At 65.0% G+C, this 15,758-nt stretch carries 12 protein-coding genes; 4 read left to right on the forward strand and 8 right to left on the reverse strand.

Features of this window, described 5'->3' with window-relative positions:
* Positions 1-2: 2 nt before the first annotated feature.
* From NOV72_RS00335 to NOV72_RS00345, 3 genes are all read right to left on the reverse strand, one after another.
* The gene (locus tag NOV72_RS00335; protein WP_106852601.1) at positions 3-707 is read right to left on the reverse strand and encodes a hypothetical protein; all 705 of its coding nucleotides are present in this window, start codon (positions 705-707) and stop codon (positions 3-5) included.
* Positions 708-778: 71 nt separating this feature from the next.
* The gene (locus NOV72_RS00340) at positions 779-1,405 is read right to left on the reverse strand and encodes a superoxide dismutase (RefSeq protein WP_106852602.1); all 627 of its coding nucleotides are present in this window, start codon (positions 1,403-1,405) and stop codon (positions 779-781) included.
* A 31-nt stretch (positions 1,406-1,436) separates the two neighbouring features.
* Positions 1,437-1,928 (reverse strand): hypothetical protein, encoded by a 492-nt coding sequence (locus tag NOV72_RS00345; protein WP_106852603.1) that lies wholly within the window; start codon positions 1,926-1,928, stop codon positions 1,437-1,439.
* Between the two features lie 168 nt (positions 1,929-2,096).
* Here NOV72_RS00345 and NOV72_RS00350 point away from each other — a divergent pair, with 168 nt between their 5' ends.
* Positions 2,097-3,674 carry an MFS transporter gene (locus NOV72_RS00350; protein WP_245932839.1) on the forward strand — a complete coding sequence of 526 codons (1,578 nt, stop codon included), beginning with the start codon at positions 2,097-2,099 and terminating at the stop codon, positions 3,672-3,674.
* A 52-nt stretch (positions 3,675-3,726) separates the two neighbouring features.
* Here NOV72_RS00350 and NOV72_RS00355 read toward each other — a convergent pair whose 3' ends face one another.
* Positions 3,727-4,653 carry a sterol desaturase family protein gene (locus tag NOV72_RS00355; protein WP_181290779.1) on the reverse strand — a complete coding sequence of 309 codons (927 nt, stop codon included), beginning with the start codon at positions 4,651-4,653 and terminating at the stop codon, positions 3,727-3,729.
* 161 nt (positions 4,654-4,814) lie between these two features.
* The gene (locus NOV72_RS00360) at positions 4,815-6,962 is read right to left on the reverse strand and encodes a TonB-dependent siderophore receptor (protein WP_106853196.1); all 2,148 of its coding nucleotides are present in this window, start codon (positions 6,960-6,962) and stop codon (positions 4,815-4,817) included.
* A gap of 255 nt (positions 6,963-7,217) precedes the next feature.
* Between NOV72_RS00360 and NOV72_RS00365 the strand changes: the two genes are divergently transcribed.
* Both NOV72_RS00365 and NOV72_RS00370 read left to right on the forward strand, forming a co-directional pair.
* Entirely contained in the window at positions 7,218-8,438 is a 1,221-nt protein-coding gene (locus NOV72_RS00365; RefSeq protein WP_106852605.1) for a PepSY-associated TM helix domain-containing protein, read from the forward strand.
* Between the two features lie 255 nt (positions 8,439-8,693).
* Positions 8,694-10,904 (forward strand): TonB-dependent receptor, encoded by a 2,211-nt coding sequence (locus tag NOV72_RS00370; RefSeq protein WP_106852606.1) that lies wholly within the window; start codon positions 8,694-8,696, stop codon positions 10,902-10,904.
* A 78-nt stretch (positions 10,905-10,982) separates the two neighbouring features.
* Here NOV72_RS00370 and NOV72_RS00375 read toward each other — a convergent pair whose 3' ends face one another.
* From NOV72_RS00375 to NOV72_RS00385, 3 genes are all read right to left on the reverse strand, one after another.
* Positions 10,983-12,284: an SUMF1/EgtB/PvdO family nonheme iron enzyme gene (locus NOV72_RS00375; RefSeq protein WP_106853197.1), complete on the reverse strand. Its 1,302-nt coding sequence runs from the start codon at positions 12,282-12,284 to the stop codon at positions 10,983-10,985.
* Positions 12,285-12,449: 165 nt separating this feature from the next.
* Positions 12,450-13,169: a helix-turn-helix domain-containing protein gene (locus NOV72_RS00380; RefSeq protein ID WP_106852607.1), complete on the reverse strand. Its 720-nt coding sequence runs from the start codon at positions 13,167-13,169 to the stop codon at positions 12,450-12,452.
* Between the two features lie 108 nt (positions 13,170-13,277).
* Positions 13,278-13,748, reverse strand: a complete 471-nt coding sequence (locus NOV72_RS00385; protein ID WP_106852608.1) for a universal stress protein — start codon at positions 13,746-13,748, stop codon at positions 13,278-13,280.
* Between the two features lie 270 nt (positions 13,749-14,018).
* Between NOV72_RS00385 and NOV72_RS00390 the strand changes: the two genes are divergently transcribed.
* On the forward strand, positions 14,019-15,548 hold the full coding sequence (locus NOV72_RS00390; protein ID WP_106852609.1) for an MFS transporter: 1,530 nt from the start codon (positions 14,019-14,021) through the stop codon (positions 15,546-15,548).
* Positions 15,549-15,758: the final 210 nt, after the last annotated feature.

A 15,758-nucleotide genomic window follows, 5' to 3' on the forward strand; every position in this document is an offset into this window, starting at 1 on the left:
GATCAGGCGGCGGGCCGGACGCCGACTTGATCGATTCCGTATGGAAGCGGAATCGTCGGCGGTGCGTGTTCGGCCTGAGCTTCCTCCCGATGCCGATATTTACGGCCCCACTCGGTCACGGGCACGGCGCTTTCGTCTGTGCAGAAGTTTTCGAACTCGCGCCACGCGTCCTCGTAATCGCCTTCGCGTGCGAGATCGAACTGATTGCCGTCCGTCGCGCACGACGCGAGGTTCATGAACCGCTTCAGGATCGGCCGGCACGCGTGACTGATGTAGGGATCGGCTTCCTCTCGCGGCCACTCGTTCGCGGCGATGAGCATCTGACGCCACGCGAGAATGGTCTCGCGGCAGGCGTTGCATTGCGCATCGCCCTGAATGAGCGCGCTCGCTTCGAGCACGGCGGTCGCGTGCTCTTCGAATTTCGCGAGCTTGATCGAGGCGGCGCGGGCGAGGGAATCGGGTTTGCCGTCGTCGCAGTCGATGAGCGCGCCATTGCTGTCCGATGGCGGCTCCAGCTTCATCGCGATGCCTTCTTCGTGCAGCATCACGCGCACGCTGAAATCGGCGACGAGCATCGCGAGACGGCATCCCCAGCGCATGCTCATGTCATGGAGCCACGTTTCGTCTGACGTTCGCAGCGCTGCGGCGATTTCCTCGCGCGCATCGGCGAGCCATCGGCTTTGCGCAACTCCATCTTCTGATTTCATGGCGTCATCCCGATGCGAGCGGAAACAATAGCTTAACTCGCTCGACAGAAGTGCGCGCGACGCCGTTTCTACTATTTGCCGCGCGCCTGCGCGTAGCGGCGCGCGACTTCCGGCCAGTCGATCACGTTGTAGAACGCCGCGATGTACTCCGGCCTGCGATTCTCATACTTCAGGTAATACGCGTGCTCCCAGACGTCGAGGCCGAGAATCGGCGTATTGCCCGACGCGATGCCGGTCATGAGCGGACTGTCCTGATTGCCGGTGCTTTCGATCGCGAGCTTGCCTTGCCTGTCGACGTTCAGCCACGCCCAGCCGCTGCCGAAGCGCGTGAGCGCGGCTTTCGTGAAGGCGTCCTTGAAGGCGTCGAAGCCGCCGAGATCCGTGTCGATCGCATCGGCGAGTTCGCCTTCCGGCTTGCCACCGCCATCGGGCGACATGATCGTCCAGAAGAGACTGTGGTTCGCGTGGCCGCCGCCGTTGTTGCGCACGGGCAGGCGCAGCGCTTCGGGCAGCGCGTCGATTTGCGCGATGAGCGTTTCGACGGCCACGTCCCGATGATCCGATTTCTCGAGCGCCGCGTTCAGGTTGTTCACATACGTCTGATGATGCTTCGTGTGATGCACTTCCATCGTGCGGGCATCGATATGCGGTTCCAGCGCGTCGAAGGCATAGGGCAGGGGAGGCAGGGAATAAGGCATCGTGATTCTCCTTTCGGATCGGTGAACGGGATCAATGCCGCGCGGGGCTCGCGCCATGAAGCGCGGCGTCGGCATCGGCGAGCGCGCGCGTAATGAGCGGATGCGGCCCGTGCCGCGAGATATGGCGGATCAGCGCGACATACGTTTCGCGGCCGTGGCGCAGGGCGGCCTGTCGCAGCGACGCGGGCCGCGCGGCATCGAGCGACAGCGCGATCAGCGTTTCGTGCGCGTGGCAGAGAACGGGCGCGGCCGCGTTCGGATCGCCTTGTGCGACGCGAAGATCGGCGAGATTGAGATGCGAGACGACGAGCGCGGCGAGGCAATCGTCCGCGCGGCCCGCGGGCGGCGCGTCGATCAGGCATTGCGCGATGGCGAGCGCCCGTTCGTAACCGCAGAGCGCCAGCGCGATTTGCCGGTCGCGCTCGGCTTGCACGGCTTGCCGCATCGCGGCTTCCCATAGCGGCAGGCTCGGCGTGTCCGAAGTCGGTTTGTCCGCGGCGAAGTCGGCAATCTGCTGATGCATGGCGAGGGCTCCTGTTCCATCGCCCTTTGCGTCGACCGGATGCCTGCGTACTCGGGTTGCTCAATGATAACCATTATCATTTTGGCTTGCCAACCATGTCGACGGCGTGGACATGTGTCACGATTGGCCTCTCTTCAGGCATTTCGTCGACGAGAGAAGGAAGCGACATTGACCAGCCGACATCTCGATTCCCCGCAACGTCCACACGCCGTCGCCTCGCAGGCGAGTCCGTGCGATGAACTCGTCATTCGCGCGCAGCGCGTCGCGGCCGGCCAGCCGTGCCGGCGCAAACGCCTGGCGCTTTCGGCGACGATCCTCGGTTCGAGCATGGCGTTCATCGACGGCTCGGTCGTCAATGTCGCGCTGCCGTCGATCCAGAACGAGCTCGGCGCGAGCATCGCGGCGATGCAATGGGTCGTCAACGCGTATCTGCTGTTTCTCGGCGCGCTCGTGCTGGTCGGCGGCGCGATGGGCGACAAGCTCGGTCGGCGCAAGGTGTTCATCGCGGGCATCGGGCTGTTCACGGTTGCGTCGGCGGCGTGCGGCTTCGCGCCGAACATGAGCTGGCTGATCGCGGCGCGCGCGTGGCAGGGCGTCGGCGCGGCGCTGCTCGTGCCGGGCAGCCTCGCGATCATCGGCGCGGTGTTCGAAGGCGAAGAACGCGGACGCGCGATCGGCACTTGGGCGGGCTTCGGCGCGATCACGTCGTCGGTGGGACCGGCGGCGGGCGGCTGGCTCGTCGATGCGTTTTCCTGGCGCGCGATCTTCTTTCTCAATCTGCCGCTCGCCGCCGCGACGATCGCGCTGGCCGTCGCGTCCGTCCCAGACAGCCATAAGGCCGACGCACCGCAGACGCTCGACTGGCCCGGCGCCGCGAGCACGGCGGCGGGACTCGCGGCGCTGACCTACGGTCTCACCGAGGCGCCGTCGCGCGGTTTCGCCGATCCGCTCGTGCTCGGCATGATCGGCGCGGGCGTGGCGCTGCTCGCCGCGTTCATCGCGATCGAGGCGAGATCGCACGATCCGATGGTCCCGCTCGACATCTTCCGCTCGCGCGATTTCAGCGGCGCCAATCTCGTCACGCTGCTGCTGTACTTCGGGCTCGGCGGCGTGCTGTTCTTCCTGCCGTTCACTCTGATTCGCGCATACGGTTTCAGCGCGACCCAAGCGGGCGCGGCCGTGCTGCCGATGCCGCTCATCATCGGCCTGCTGTCGCGCTTCACGGGCGGATTGACGAGCCGCTTCGGCGCGCGGGCGTTGTTGATCGCGGGGCCGTGCGTCGCGGGTCTCGGCTTCGCGATGCTCGCGCTGCCGTTCGTCGCGGGCAGTTACTGGGCGGGTTTTCTGCCCGCGCTCGTCGTGCTCGGGCTCGGCATGACGATCACCGTCGCGCCGCTCACGACGACCGTGATGGCGTCCGTGGGAAGCGAGCGCGCGGGCATCGCGTCGGGCATCAACAACGCGGTCGCGCGCGTGGGGAGCCTGCTGGCGATCGCGGTGCTGGGCATCGTGTTCGTGTGGTCGCACGACGCGGCTTTGTCGGCGCGGCTCGATCGCCTGCACGTGCCGCATCCGAGCATGCGCGTGCTCGATGCGGATGCAGCGTCCGCCGCGCCATCGACGCCGCTCGCCCGCGCGCAAGCGGATTCGATCGCCGATGCCCTGCGCGCGGTCGCCGCGCTGTCCGCCGTGTGCGCATTCGCGGCTGCGGGCGTCGCGTCGGCGACGATCCGTCGCAAGAAATAAAAAATCCCGATGCCGGCGTGAGCCGAACATCGGGATACGAAGGTGCTGCTTCTTAGTGGCCGATATGCGCCGCTTGTTGTTCCATCGACTTCGCCGCGCGCTTTTGCAGCGCTTCGGTCGTGTGGCCTTCGCCGTCGGGCAGCCAGCCCGGAGGACGCAGCAGGAAGCCCATTGCATCCGACACGCTCTTCGCGTTGCACATGTCCTTCACGAGACTGACCCAGTGCTGCATCTCGACGACGATCGGGTTATGCGAAGTCACCGGCGTCGTCAGGCCGTACACGCAGGGCTCCTCGGCGCGCTCTTCGACGTAGGTGCCGAACAGGCGGTCGAAGATGATGAGCACGCCGCCGAAGTTCGCGTCGAGATACGTCGCGTTCGACGCATGGTGCACACGGTGCGACGACGGCGTGTTGAACACGAATTCGAGCCAGCCGAGCTTCGGAATCCACGTCGCATGCAGCCAGAACTGGTAGAGCAGGTTGATCGACACGACCGCGAGCACCACGTCCGGCTTCACGCCGAGCCACACGAGCGGAGTGAAGAAGATGGCCGAGCCGGCGAGCTTGGTCAGCCAGCCGAGACGATACGCGGACGAGAGCGTCAACTGGTTCGGCGAGTGATGGACCGCGTGATTCGCCCAGAAAAAGCGGATCGTGTGCGACGCGCGGTGATACCAGTAGTAGCAGAACTCCTGTCCGATGAAGAGCAGGAAAAGCGTCAGCGCGGTATTCGTCGTGACCGTGTGGATGCGGTGCTCCCACGCGAAGTCGAACACCGGCGTCGCGAGCGAGATCGGCACGAACGCGAGCAGCTTGCGGCCGATGAGATCGGCGAGCGAGATCCAGGTCTCGTGCCAGTCGAAGGCCTTGTCGGTGCCTTTGTGCCTGAAGTGCAGCACGACGGCTTCGATCATCGACGCAGCGAGAACGATGCCCATCGCGTACAGCGAAATTTTTCCGAGCAGCTCCAGTTCCATGATGGTTCGCCTTGGTGGGTGGTTGCGAATGAACCCATTGTGGCGACCGGGCCGCTTAAAAACCACGCGCAAACTATTTCATGGAATGTCACGGCCCGCCCGCAAAGCCTTGTGGCATAAGGGGCGGGTGTTCTGCGGGAGTTATTTCAAAGGATGTCGCTTCAGAATTCGACGCGCGCGTTGAGCGACAGCGTGCGCGGCTCGCCCGGCTGGATATAGTCGGCGTACTGGAATTCCCAGTAGCGGCGATTGGTCAGATTGTCGATCGCCGCGCGCAAGCCCACGTTATGTCCGGCGATGCGCGTCGTGTAGGTTGCGCCGAGGTTCATCGTCAGATAGCCCGGCACCTTGATATTGCCGGACGGGCTGAGGCTCGTGTTGCCGGTGAACTTCGCGTCGGCGCCGAGCGTGAGCCCCGGCACCACGGGCACCGCGTAGTTCACGTGCGCCGCCGCGACGAAGCCGGGCGCGCCCGCGACGCGATTGCCGTTGTTCGTCGAACCTTTCTCGTAGTGCGTCGCGATCCACATCAGATCGCCGCCGACCGTCCAGTTGTTGCCGAGACGCACGTCCGCGCCCGCTTCGGCACCCTGAAAGATCGACTCGCCGTCTTCCACGAAGACGTTGTCGCTGTTCGCGTACTGCGCGCCGCGCTCGATGCGGAACAGCGCCGCCGTCGCGCTCCAGCGTGCGTTCTGGCTCTTCACGCCGACTTCGTATTGCTTGCTGCGCAGCGGCTTGAGCAACTGGCCCGCGTTGGCGTACGTCTCGCTGACGACACTGCCCGCTTCGAGCGATTCGACATAGCTCGCGTAGAGCGTCGTGCCCGGCGTGAGCTTGTACAGCAGCGCGATGGTCGGCGTCACCACGCCGTTTTGATCGTAGGTCGATGCCGTGCTGCCGTCGAGGCCGTAGCCGTGCTGCTCGTAGTTCGTGTAGCGCACGCCGCCGAGCACGGACCAGCGTTCGGTGAGCGCGATCGTATCGCTCGCGAACAGCGCCTTCTGCGTGACGTCGGCGGCGCGATAAGTGTAGAAGCCCGAACTGTCGTAGCGGTTTACGTTCGGCTGATAGAGATTGCCCGTGCCGATCTGCCCGTAGAACGAGTTCGCGCCGTAGTCGGTCGTCTGCTTCTGATACGCCGCGCCGAACACGAGCTGATGCCTGAGCGGACCGGTTTTCACGAGCCCTTCGGCCATCACCTGGAAGGTGTTGAGCTGATGCCCTTCCTTGCCTTCGAAGCGATAGTCGTCGTAATCGCCCGCCTGATCGAGCAGATACCACGTGCCTTCATTGCGGTAGCGCGTGCTCTTGCTGAAGCTGTAGGTCGCCGAGAGCGACCAGTCCGGGCTCAGGTTGTAGCGCAGTCCGGCGGTGTAGATCTGCAGGTTCGTGTTCAGATGCTGATCCGGCGTGCTGAGCGTGCTGCTGCCGCCCGACAGCGTTTCGGGCAGCGACGTGGGCGTGTATTGCGCGGTGGAAATCGCCGTCGTGATGCCCGACGCGTGCCGCTCCTGATACAGCGCGCCGAAGGTCGCGGTGAGATCGCGGGTCAGGCGGGCGTCGGCGGCGAGCGAGAAGGAATCGCGCCGCACGTTGCCGTCGTTGTACGTTTTGCCTTCCTCGTGCGTCGCGTTGAAGCGATACCCGAACATGCTGTCCGGCCCGACGCGCCCGCCGAGATCGAGATGCTCGCTCCAGACGGCCGTCGAACGATAGCCGACATCGACGCTTGCAATCTGCTTGTCGGTGACGGGCGGCTTCTTCGTCACGTAGTTCACGACGCCGCCGGGCGCGCCGAAACCGTACATGAAGCCCGACAGACCCTTCAGCAACTCGACGCTTTCGAGCTGCTCGTAAGGCAGCGTGATGCCGTAGCCGTTGTACGGCTGGCCGTCGATCTTGAAGCCGTTCTGCCAGTCGAGCTGCATGCCGCGCACGGTGATGTAGCTCGCCCACGCGTTGTACGGATTGCTGTTGTCGGAGACCGACGCGTCCTGCGCGAACACGTCGCCGAGCTTGTTGGCCTGACGATCGGCGAGTTCTTCGCCGGTGACGATGGTCGTCGAGAAGGGCGTGTCGAGCTGCGTGCGCGAACCGAGCGCGCCGCTGCTGACGTCGTCGCGCAGATGCTGCAGCGTGTCCTGCGACGCGGTGACCGAAATCGCGGGCAGCGACGTTTCCTGCGGCTGATCCGAAGCTTGCGCCATTGCAGACTGGCTCATCGCGAAGAGCAGCAAGGCCGCCGCCGTGGAAGGCCGCAGTGTTGAAGTGGCCGGGAATGCGCAGCCGCGCGTCGCTGAATTCATGGTCTTTCCGTCGTCGATTTCTGTTGTGATAAATGCGAACGATTCGCATTTGACGGCGGCATTCTGCAACAGCGTTCAGGGCTGTGTAAACATCTATTCCGTACATGCGACGGATTAGCGACAAAATATTGGTAAGCAGCTTACGAGAAGCTTGCGCGCACGATCGGGCGCCGCTAGAATTGCGAACAATTCCCATTTACGTATCGAAAAGATGATTGCTGTCGCGCACGACTATCGCTCCGAGGATTCGCGGGCATGAGACCGGTTCTGGTTCGCCTGCATCGCTGGCTCGGCGTCGCGACCGCGCTCTTTCTGCTCGTCTCGGGGCTTACCGGCGCGATCATCGCGTGGGATCACGAGATCGATGCGCTGCTCAATCCTTCGTTCTTCCAGGCCCGCACCGACGCTCCCGCGCTGCCGCCGCTCGAACTCGCGCGACGCGTCGAGGCCGCCGATCCGCGCGTCGAAGTGACGTATCTGCCGCTCGGTGTCGAGCCGGGACACACCGTCCAGATGATGGTGATGCCGCGCACGAATCCGGCGACGAACGCGCCCTACGACGTGCCGTACAACCAGATCGCCGTCGATCCGGCGACCGGTCAGGTGCAGGCGCAGCGCATGTGGGGCGCGGTGTCGCTTGCGCGCATCGACCTGGTGCCGTTTCTCTACAAACTACACTACACGCTGCACTTGCCGATCGTCGGCGGTTTCGATACCGGCACGTGGCTGATCGGCATCGTCGGCATTCTGTGGTTCTTCGACAGCGGCATCGCGCTGATCCTGTCGTTCCCGAGCGTGAAGGCATGGCGCAAGTCTTTCGCGTTTCGCGTGAAGCGCGGCGGCTACGCGCTCACGTTCGACCTGCATCGCTCCGGCGGCGTGTGGATCTGGGGCCTGCTGCTCGTGATCGCGTTCACGTCGATTTCGATGAACCTTTCCGAGCCCGTGGTGCGCCCGGTCGTTTCGCTGTTCTCGAAGCTGTCGCCCTCGTTTCTCGACAACGCGGAACTCGTGCGCGCCGGCCCGCCGGGCAAGCCGCCCGCCACGCGCGAGCAGATTCTCGAGATGGCCGCGCGCGACGCGAAACGCGAAAACCTGACCGAGCCGATGGGCGCGCTCTACTACGCGCCGATGTTCAAGGCCTACGGCGTCGGGTTCTTCGCGCCCGGCCGCGATCACGGCGACGTCGGTCTCGGCAACGCGTGGCTCTACTACAACCCGCAGACGGGCGCGCTGGCGGGCTCGTCGATTCCCGGCCGCGGCTCGGCCGGCGACATCTTCATGCAGGCGCAGTTTCCGCTGCACTCGGGGCGGATCGTCGGCATCGGCGGGCGCGTGCTCGTGAGCGCGGTCGGCGTCGCGGTCGCGGTGCTCAGCGCGACGGGCCTCATCATCTGGTTCAGAAAGCGCTCGGCGCGACGCCATTCGGCGGCCGTCGCCAGTGCGCGGGCGGCGCGCGGAACGCTTTCTTCCTGACGATAGCGTCGGAATCGGCGCCGATCACTCGAATAAAGCTCGTCAAAAATCATCGCGACAGCGCGGATGTTGTGTTCGCGCAAATCCGTCGATTCTTGAATGATAACGACTCTTATTTACCCTATAATCCGGGCGTAAATCGTCTCGCCTGTCGCGCGCGCTGTCCGCGACCGGTGTTCGACACAGAACAACGCCGCCCGGATTCCCTTCACGCCCCGGGACGGAAGACCGACCAACCTCGTCGTTTTCGCATCCATGTCCGTTTCCCGTATTCAAACCTCGCGCCTCGCGCCCGCGAAGGCGCTGACGCATCGCGCCGCCATCGTCGCAGCCGTGGCGATGGTCTTTTCCCTGTCGGCTCACGCCCAATCGGCCGATACCGGCAACAGCAACGCCGCTGCCGCGCCGCAGGAAAGCGCGTTGCCCGCCGTCAAGGTGCAGGCGTCGAAAGAGCAGTTGCCGGGCGATCTCGCGCCGACCTTTGCGGGCGGCCAGGTCGCGCGCGGCGCCGATTTCGGCGTGCTCGGCCAGCAGAAGATGCTCGACGTGCCGTTCAGCATGACGACCTACACGTCGAAGCTGATCGAAGACCAGCAGGCGCGCACCATCGCCGACGTGCTCGCGAACGATCCGTCCGTTCGGACCGCGTACGCTTTCGGCAACTTCGCGGAGACGTACATCATCCGCGGCTTCCAGTTGCAGGGCGACGACGTGTCGCTCAACGGCCTGTACGGCATCACGCCGCGCCAGCTCGTCGCGACGGACGCGATCGAGCGCGTCGATCTGTTCAAGGGCGCGAATGCGTTTCTGAACGGCGCGTCGCCGAACGGCTCGGCGGTGGGCGGCGGCCTGAACCTGCAACTGAAGCGCGCCGACGACAAGCCGCTCACGCGCGTGACGCTGGAAGGCACGGCGTCGGGCGAGATCGGCGCGCACGTCGATATCGGCCGGCGCTTCGGCAGCGAAGGGCAGTTCGGCATCCGCGTGAATCAGGCGAATCACGACGGCGAAACGAGCATCGACGGCGAACACCGCCGCGACAACACCACGGCCGTCTCGCTCGACTGGCGCGGCGACAAGCTGCGTCTCTACGCGGATTTCCTGTATCAGCGACAGCGCGTCAACGGCGGCCGCCCGACCGTCAACGACTTCGCGAACTTCATTCCGGAGCCGCCGTCGGCGACCTATAACTACGCGCAGACCTGGAGCTTCAGCTCGCTCGAAGACACGGTCGGCATCCTGCGCGCCGAATACGATTTCCTGCCGGGATGGACGGCGTACATCACGGGCGGCGCGCGTCACACCGACGAGCACGGCGAATATTCGTCGCCGAGCATTCAGGCGGACGGCACGACCACCGCGACGCGCCTGGGCGTGCCGCACAAGGAAGATGGCACCTCCGCCGAAGCGGGCGTGCGCGGCCACTTCAACACGGGTCCGGTGTCGCACTTCGTGACGGCGGGCGCGTCGATCGTGCGCGTCGATTCGAAATCGGCGTTCACGTTCAGCAGCTCGTTCCCGACGAGCATCTACGACACGCCGCAAGTGCCTTTCCCGGCGACGGTGCTGTCGGGCGGCAACCTGTCCGATCCGCAGACGGTCACGCTCAACCTGATGCGCAGCGTGGCGGTCTCCGACACGCTCGGCTTCCTGAACGATCGCGTGCTCTTCACGATCGGCGCGCGTCATCAGGAATTGCTGACGAACGGCTACAGCTACACCGGCGTGCAGACGCAGGCCTACAACGATTCGATCACGACGCCGGTCTTCGGTCTCGTCGTCAAGCCGATGCAAAACGTCGCGCTCTTCGCGAATCACAGCGAAGCGCTGACCATCGGCGATACGGCGCCGAACACGGCGGCGAACTTCGGCCAGCAGCTGCCGCCCGCGAAGTCGAAGCAATGGGAAGTCGGCGCGAAGTATGACAACGGCCAGTACGGCGCGTCGTTCGCGGCGTTCCAGATCGAGAAGCCGCTGACCTTCGTGAACAGCTCGAACATTTTCGTCGCGGACGGCACGCAGCGTCATCGCGGCCTGGAAGCATCGATTTACGGCGAGCCGCTGCACGGCGTGCGCCTGATCGCGGGTGCGAGCTACATCCACGCGACGCAGTACGACACGGGCGCGGGCACGACCGACGGCAACAAGCCGATCGGCGTCCCGACGATGCTGTTCAACGTCAACGCGGAATACGACGTGCCGGTGCTGAACGGCCTCACGCTGACCGCGCGCTGGATCCACACGGGCTCGCAGTATCTGAACGTGACGAACACGCTGTCGATTCCCGCATGGGACCGCTTCGACCTCGGCGCGCGCTATGCGACCGTGCTGTTCGGCAAGCCGACGACCTTCCGCGCGAGCGTGCTCAACGTGGCCAACAAGTCGTACTGGGCATCGACGATCGGCGGTTATCTGACGCAAGGCGCGCCGCGCACGGTGCTACTGTCGATGACGACGGACTTCTGACCGGCCTTCGTCGTAACGATGAAAAACGCCGCGCGTTCGTGAGAACGCGCGGCGTTTGTCTTTGGGGCGCGCGGCCGCTCAGTTCTTCACGCACCGAAACCCGGCATACACATATTGATAATGCGCCTGGAACCAGTTGCGGAAACTCGGCCGCAACATGCACGCGGCGGTGCGCGGCGAGCCGCCCTTGATGACGAAGTGCTTGCCGTCGAAGAAATTCGCCGAATAGCCGAGATAGAACGGAAACGGCTCGAAGCCTTGCAGCGGCCCGAATTCGGTCGATGTCCATTCCCATCCGTTGCCGAATTGTCCTTCGACGCCGAACTCGCTCCGGTTCTCGGGATGCGCCTGCACCGGCGACGGATCCCATCGGCGGAAATCGAAATTGCCCTCGGCGACATGAGGCGTGCCGAGCGCCGCGCGCTGCCACTGCGCTTCCGTCGGCAATGATTTGCCCGCCCAGCGCGCATAGGCCTTCGCTTCGGCATGGCTCACGTACACGGGCCAGTCGGGCGGCAGCGCGATTTCATCGAACATCGTGCGCAGCTTCCACGCGTTCTGCGCGTCGTCGCCGTCGCCGGGAATCCAGAAGGCCGGATGCGCAATGCGCTGCTCTTCCTTCCACGCCCAGTCCACAGCGTCCCAATAGTCGCGATTCCAGTAGCCGCCCGCGTCGATGAAACGCAGATAGTCGCCGTTCGTGACCATATGGCGATCGATCTCGAACGCGGGCACCTCGACGCGCTCCTCGCCGAACTCGTTGTCCCAGCCGAACAGGCCGCTTTCGCGCGTGAGACCCAGCGTCGCGCGGCCGGCGGGCACGCGCACGGTTTCATGCTTCAGTTCGCGATCAGAGGCGCGCTCCGAACGCGCATCGGATGGTGCAATTTTTCTATCGACCGGCAATTGATGCAGCATGTACGCGAGCGTTTCGGCGTGCATCAGCCGATGTTCGATCGCAACTTCCAGCAATTGCACGGGCGATTCGCCGGCGGAAAGCGGCTCGGCGGCGATCCGGATCGGATCGAAATGCGCGTCGATCGCGGCGCGGACGGTGTCCCGATACGCGCGCACTTCGTCGAGCGACGGCCAGTCGGCCGGCTGATCGGTCGGCAGCCCGCCGTCCACCGGATCGATGCCGAAGGCGAAAAGCTCGTCGTACGCGGGATTCGGGCTCGGCAGGTCGAAGAGCCGCTGATCGAGCAGATTGCGGTCGAAGGCTTCGAGATGCCCGATATAGAAGACGATGCGATGGCGCTCGGCGATCGGCCTGTCGTAAAGGTGCTCGGGCCTGACGACTTCGAAGAGTTCGTCGGTCACGCGGCGCGCTTCGGCGAGGCGCTCGAGCAGCGGATGACGCAGGGAAGGTTCGCGGTTCATGTCGCCCAATCTCCGTGGCTGGCCAGTTGGCTTCGCATTCGACGAAACGGCGCCGAAGCGCCGCTTTCGCCGAACAAAAGAGACTAAACCTTAGCGAACCGCGTGCCAACTGAAATATGAGCGGCGATTATTTCCGCAGACGCAATAATCGCGGGCGATGTTCCGTCAGACGGCGCGCAGCGCGTCGAAATCGCGGATACGGATGAACTTGCCCTGCGTCTCGATCAGGCCCGCCTTGTCGAAGCGCGATAGCGTGCGGCTGACCGTTTCGAGCGTCATGCCGAGATAGCTGCCCATGTCGTCGCGCGTCATGCGCAGCGTGAACTCCGACGATGCATAGCCGCGCTTCGACAGCCGCGACGACAGATCGAGCAGGAGCCGCGCGACGCGCTCGTCCGCCCGCAACATGCCGAGCCGCACGACGTGATTCGCCTCGCGGTTCACCGCGTGACTCATCATGCGATGCAGGCGTTTTTGCAGCGCGTCGGTTTCGCGGCACATGCGTTCGAAGAGCGAATACGGAACGACGCAGACGGAGCTGTCTTCCAGCGCGATCGCCGCGCACGTGTGCTCGCCTTCCTCGATGCCTTCGAAGCCGAGCGCGTCGCCCGCGAGCAGCAGTCCCGTTACCTGCTCGCGGCCGCCGTCGTGCGTGACGACCGTCTTGATCGACCCCGAACGCACGGCGAACAGGGAATCGAAGCGATCGCCGGCGCGAAAGAGCGCGTCGCCGCGCTTGACTTTGCGCGTCACCGAGATGATGTGCTCCAGCTTGGCGACGTCGTTGGCGCACAGGCCTTCGGGCATGCAGAGATGCCGCATCGCACAGGTCGAGCAATGCGCCGAATCGCGCCGCGCGCGGGAAGTGTCGGACAAGGCGGCCATTTGGGTTCGTTTTGTTGATCAATGACAAAACGATTGTCCCATAGGCCCTCAGCCCGGCCGCGTGAAAAATTGACGCGGCCAGGGCATCGATCAAATTTTTCTACCGTGTCAGATTGATTTTTCCTGCGGCCCGCCCGCCGCCGACGGAATCAGCAGCACCGGCAAGGTCGCCTGACGCAGACACCGCTCGGCGACGCTGCCGAGAATCAGACGCTGGAAGCCTTTGCGGCCATGCGTGCCCATGACGAGCACGTCGGCGTTGAAAGCGTTCGCCGCGTTGATGACGAGCGTCGCGACGTCGTCGCTTGCGGTCGCCTCGACGGTCACGACTTCGCCGCTCACGCCGCGCGCCTTCATTTGGTCGGCGGCTTCGCGTGCGAGCGACGCGCCTTGCGCCATCAGGCTCGAATGCAGCGAGGACGGATCGTAGCCGGGCACGTCGAGGTACATCGGTCCGGATTCGACGACGTAATACGGCTGCACGACCGCCTGATGCGTGACGGCGAGATCGAGCGCGGCGCTGAAGGCGCGCCCGGAAGTCCGGCTGCCGTCGATGGCGACGAAAATGCGTTTGAACATGACGTTTTCCCCCTGGAACGATCGATTGGCGCACGGCATGCGCTGTGTTTCACGCCTTTGCATCATAGAGCGCGGGCCTCGCACCGCCGCGCCGCTTTTTTGCGATGAGTCGATCTGGCGCATGGCAGGCCGTACAATTCGTGGTTCTTCGGCATCAGCGCCTGCTTAAGAATCCGCCGGCGCGACCTCTTTTTAGCATTTCTCCAGCCAGCCCGCCCGACCGTGACCCAAACGCCGCCTGCTTTACCGTTCAGAACAGCGCTCTACGCGATGCTTGGCATCGGCCTCGTCAACATGCTCGTCGCACTCGATCAGACGGTCGTCAGCACCGCGCTGCCGTCGATCGTCGCGGAATTGCACGGTTTCGAGTTCTACGCGTGGATCGCGAGCGCGTATCTGCTCGCCTCGGTGGTCACGGTGCCGGTCTTCGGGCGGCTCGGCGACTACTTCGGGCGCAAGCGCTTCGTGCTCGCGGCGGTGATCACGTTCACGGTTGCGTCGGTGCTGTGCGGGCTCGCGCCGAGCATGCTGTTCCTCGTGCTCGCGCGCGGGCTGCAAGGCATCGGCGGCGGGATGATGGTCGGCACCGCGTTCGCGTCGATTCCCGATCTGTTCCCCGACGCGCGCACCCGCGTGCGCTGGCAGGTGGTGCTCGCGGCGGCGTACGGCATCGGCACGGCGGCGGGGCCGTCGCTCGGCGGCTGGATGAGCCAGCACTGGGGCTGGCGCTCGACCTTTCTCGTGAACCTGCCGGTCGGCGCGGCGGCGCTTTACTTCATCTGGGCGCATTTGCCGAATCTGCACCGGCCGCGAGCAGGCGACGTGAAGATCGACTGGACGGGCGCGGCGCTCGTCGCGCTGGTGCTCGGCGGCTTCCAGGCGCTGATCGAGGCGCTGCCGAAGGACGGCCTCACGACCGCCAATATCGCGCTCGGCGCCGGCGTGGCGGTGTGCGGGGTGGCGCTTCTGATCTGCGAGCGGCGCGCGACGCATCCGATCATCCCGCTCGACATCTTCCGCGACGCGCAGCTCAACACGCTCTTCACGCTGTCGTTCCTGGCGGGATTCGTGATGTTCTCGCTGATCTTCTTCGCGCCGCTCCTGCTGCAAGGCGGCTTCGGCCTTTCGCCGCAGGCCGCCGGTCTGCTCGCGACGCCGATCGCCGCGTGCATCGCGCTCGGCAGCTTCATCAACACGCGCATCGTCATTCATATGCGCAAGCCGGTGAACATTCTTTCGATCGGCTTCACGCTGCTCTTGCTCGCGTCGGTGGCGCTGGCGTTCGCGCGCGAATCGACGCCGCATCTGTGGATCGAACTGCCGATGGCCGCGACCGGCATCGGCCTCGGCTTCATCCTGAACAACATGAACATCTTCGGGCAGGAGATCGCCGGGCGCGAGCGCTTCGGCATCACGACCGCGCTGCTGCAATCGACGCGCATGGTCGGCGGGATGATGGGCACGAGCATCGTCGGGACGATCGTCGCGCATCACTATGCGAGCGTGGTGACGCGCACGGTCAGCGTGCTCGGCGCGTCGGCGTCGGCGCAATGGCTGCCGCGCCTGTCCGATCCGCGCATTCTCGTCGACGAAGCGTTGCGCAACCGTATCCTCGACGAACTGCGCGCCGCCGGCCTCGACGCGCCCGCGCTCCTCGACGCCGCCCGCGACGCGCTCGTGCAGTCGATCCACATCGGCGTGTCGCTGACGGCCGTCGCGGCGCTCGTGGCGGCGCTCCTGGTGCGGCGCATCGCGCACATCACGTTCAAGAAGCACGCGACGCCCGTCGCGAAGTCCTGACGCGGTTTCTTTGACAAGCGGTTCGTCGCGGCTATAGTTTTTGCGTCGCGGAACGGACCGGTTCGCGACCGCGCACCGCGTTTGCTTCACTTCTCCCGACGGCGGTTCGCACGTCTTGCGCGGAACGCTTGCGCGGGGCGCGGGTCACTCGCTTGAGCGGGCGGCCGCGCGACGCGCCCGCCGCCCAACGCCAACAGAGATGAGGAGCTG

Source organism: Caballeronia novacaledonica (genome assembly GCF_900258035.1).
Classification (GTDB): Bacteria; Pseudomonadota; Gammaproteobacteria; order Burkholderiales; family Burkholderiaceae; genus Caballeronia; species Caballeronia novacaledonica.

Coding starts and splice junctions, on each gene's coding strand:
- NOV72_RS00380 (WP_106852607.1), bottom strand. CDS start 13,169: ATGGCCGCCTTGTCCGACACTTCCCGCGCGCGGCGCGATTCGGCGCAT.
- NOV72_RS00385 (WP_106852608.1), bottom strand. CDS start 13,748: ATGTTCAAACGCATTTTCGTCGCCATCGACGGCAGCCGGACTTCCGGG.
- NOV72_RS00345 (WP_106852603.1), bottom strand. CDS start 1,928: ATGCATCAGCAGATTGCCGACTTCGCCGCGGACAAACCGACTTCGGAC.
- NOV72_RS00360 (WP_106853196.1), bottom strand. CDS start 6,962: ATGAATTCAGCGACGCGCGGCTGCGCATTCCCGGCCACTTCAACACTG.
- NOV72_RS00335 (WP_106852601.1), bottom strand. CDS start 707: ATGAAATCAGAAGATGGAGTTGCGCAAAGCCGATGGCTCGCCGATGCG.
- NOV72_RS00370 (WP_106852606.1), top strand. CDS start 8,694: ATGTCCGTTTCCCGTATTCAAACCTCGCGCCTCGCGCCCGCGAAGGCG.
- NOV72_RS00365 (WP_106852605.1), top strand. CDS start 7,218: ATGAGACCGGTTCTGGTTCGCCTGCATCGCTGGCTCGGCGTCGCGACC.
- NOV72_RS00375 (WP_106853197.1), bottom strand. CDS start 12,284: ATGAACCGCGAACCTTCCCTGCGTCATCCGCTGCTCGAGCGCCTCGCC.
- NOV72_RS00355 (WP_181290779.1), bottom strand. CDS start 4,653: ATGGAACTGGAGCTGCTCGGAAAAATTTCGCTGTACGCGATGGGCATC.
- NOV72_RS00340 (WP_106852602.1), bottom strand. CDS start 1,405: ATGCCTTATTCCCTGCCTCCCCTGCCCTATGCCTTCGACGCGCTGGAA.
- NOV72_RS00390 (WP_106852609.1), top strand. CDS start 14,019: ATGCTTGGCATCGGCCTCGTCAACATGCTCGTCGCACTCGATCAGACG.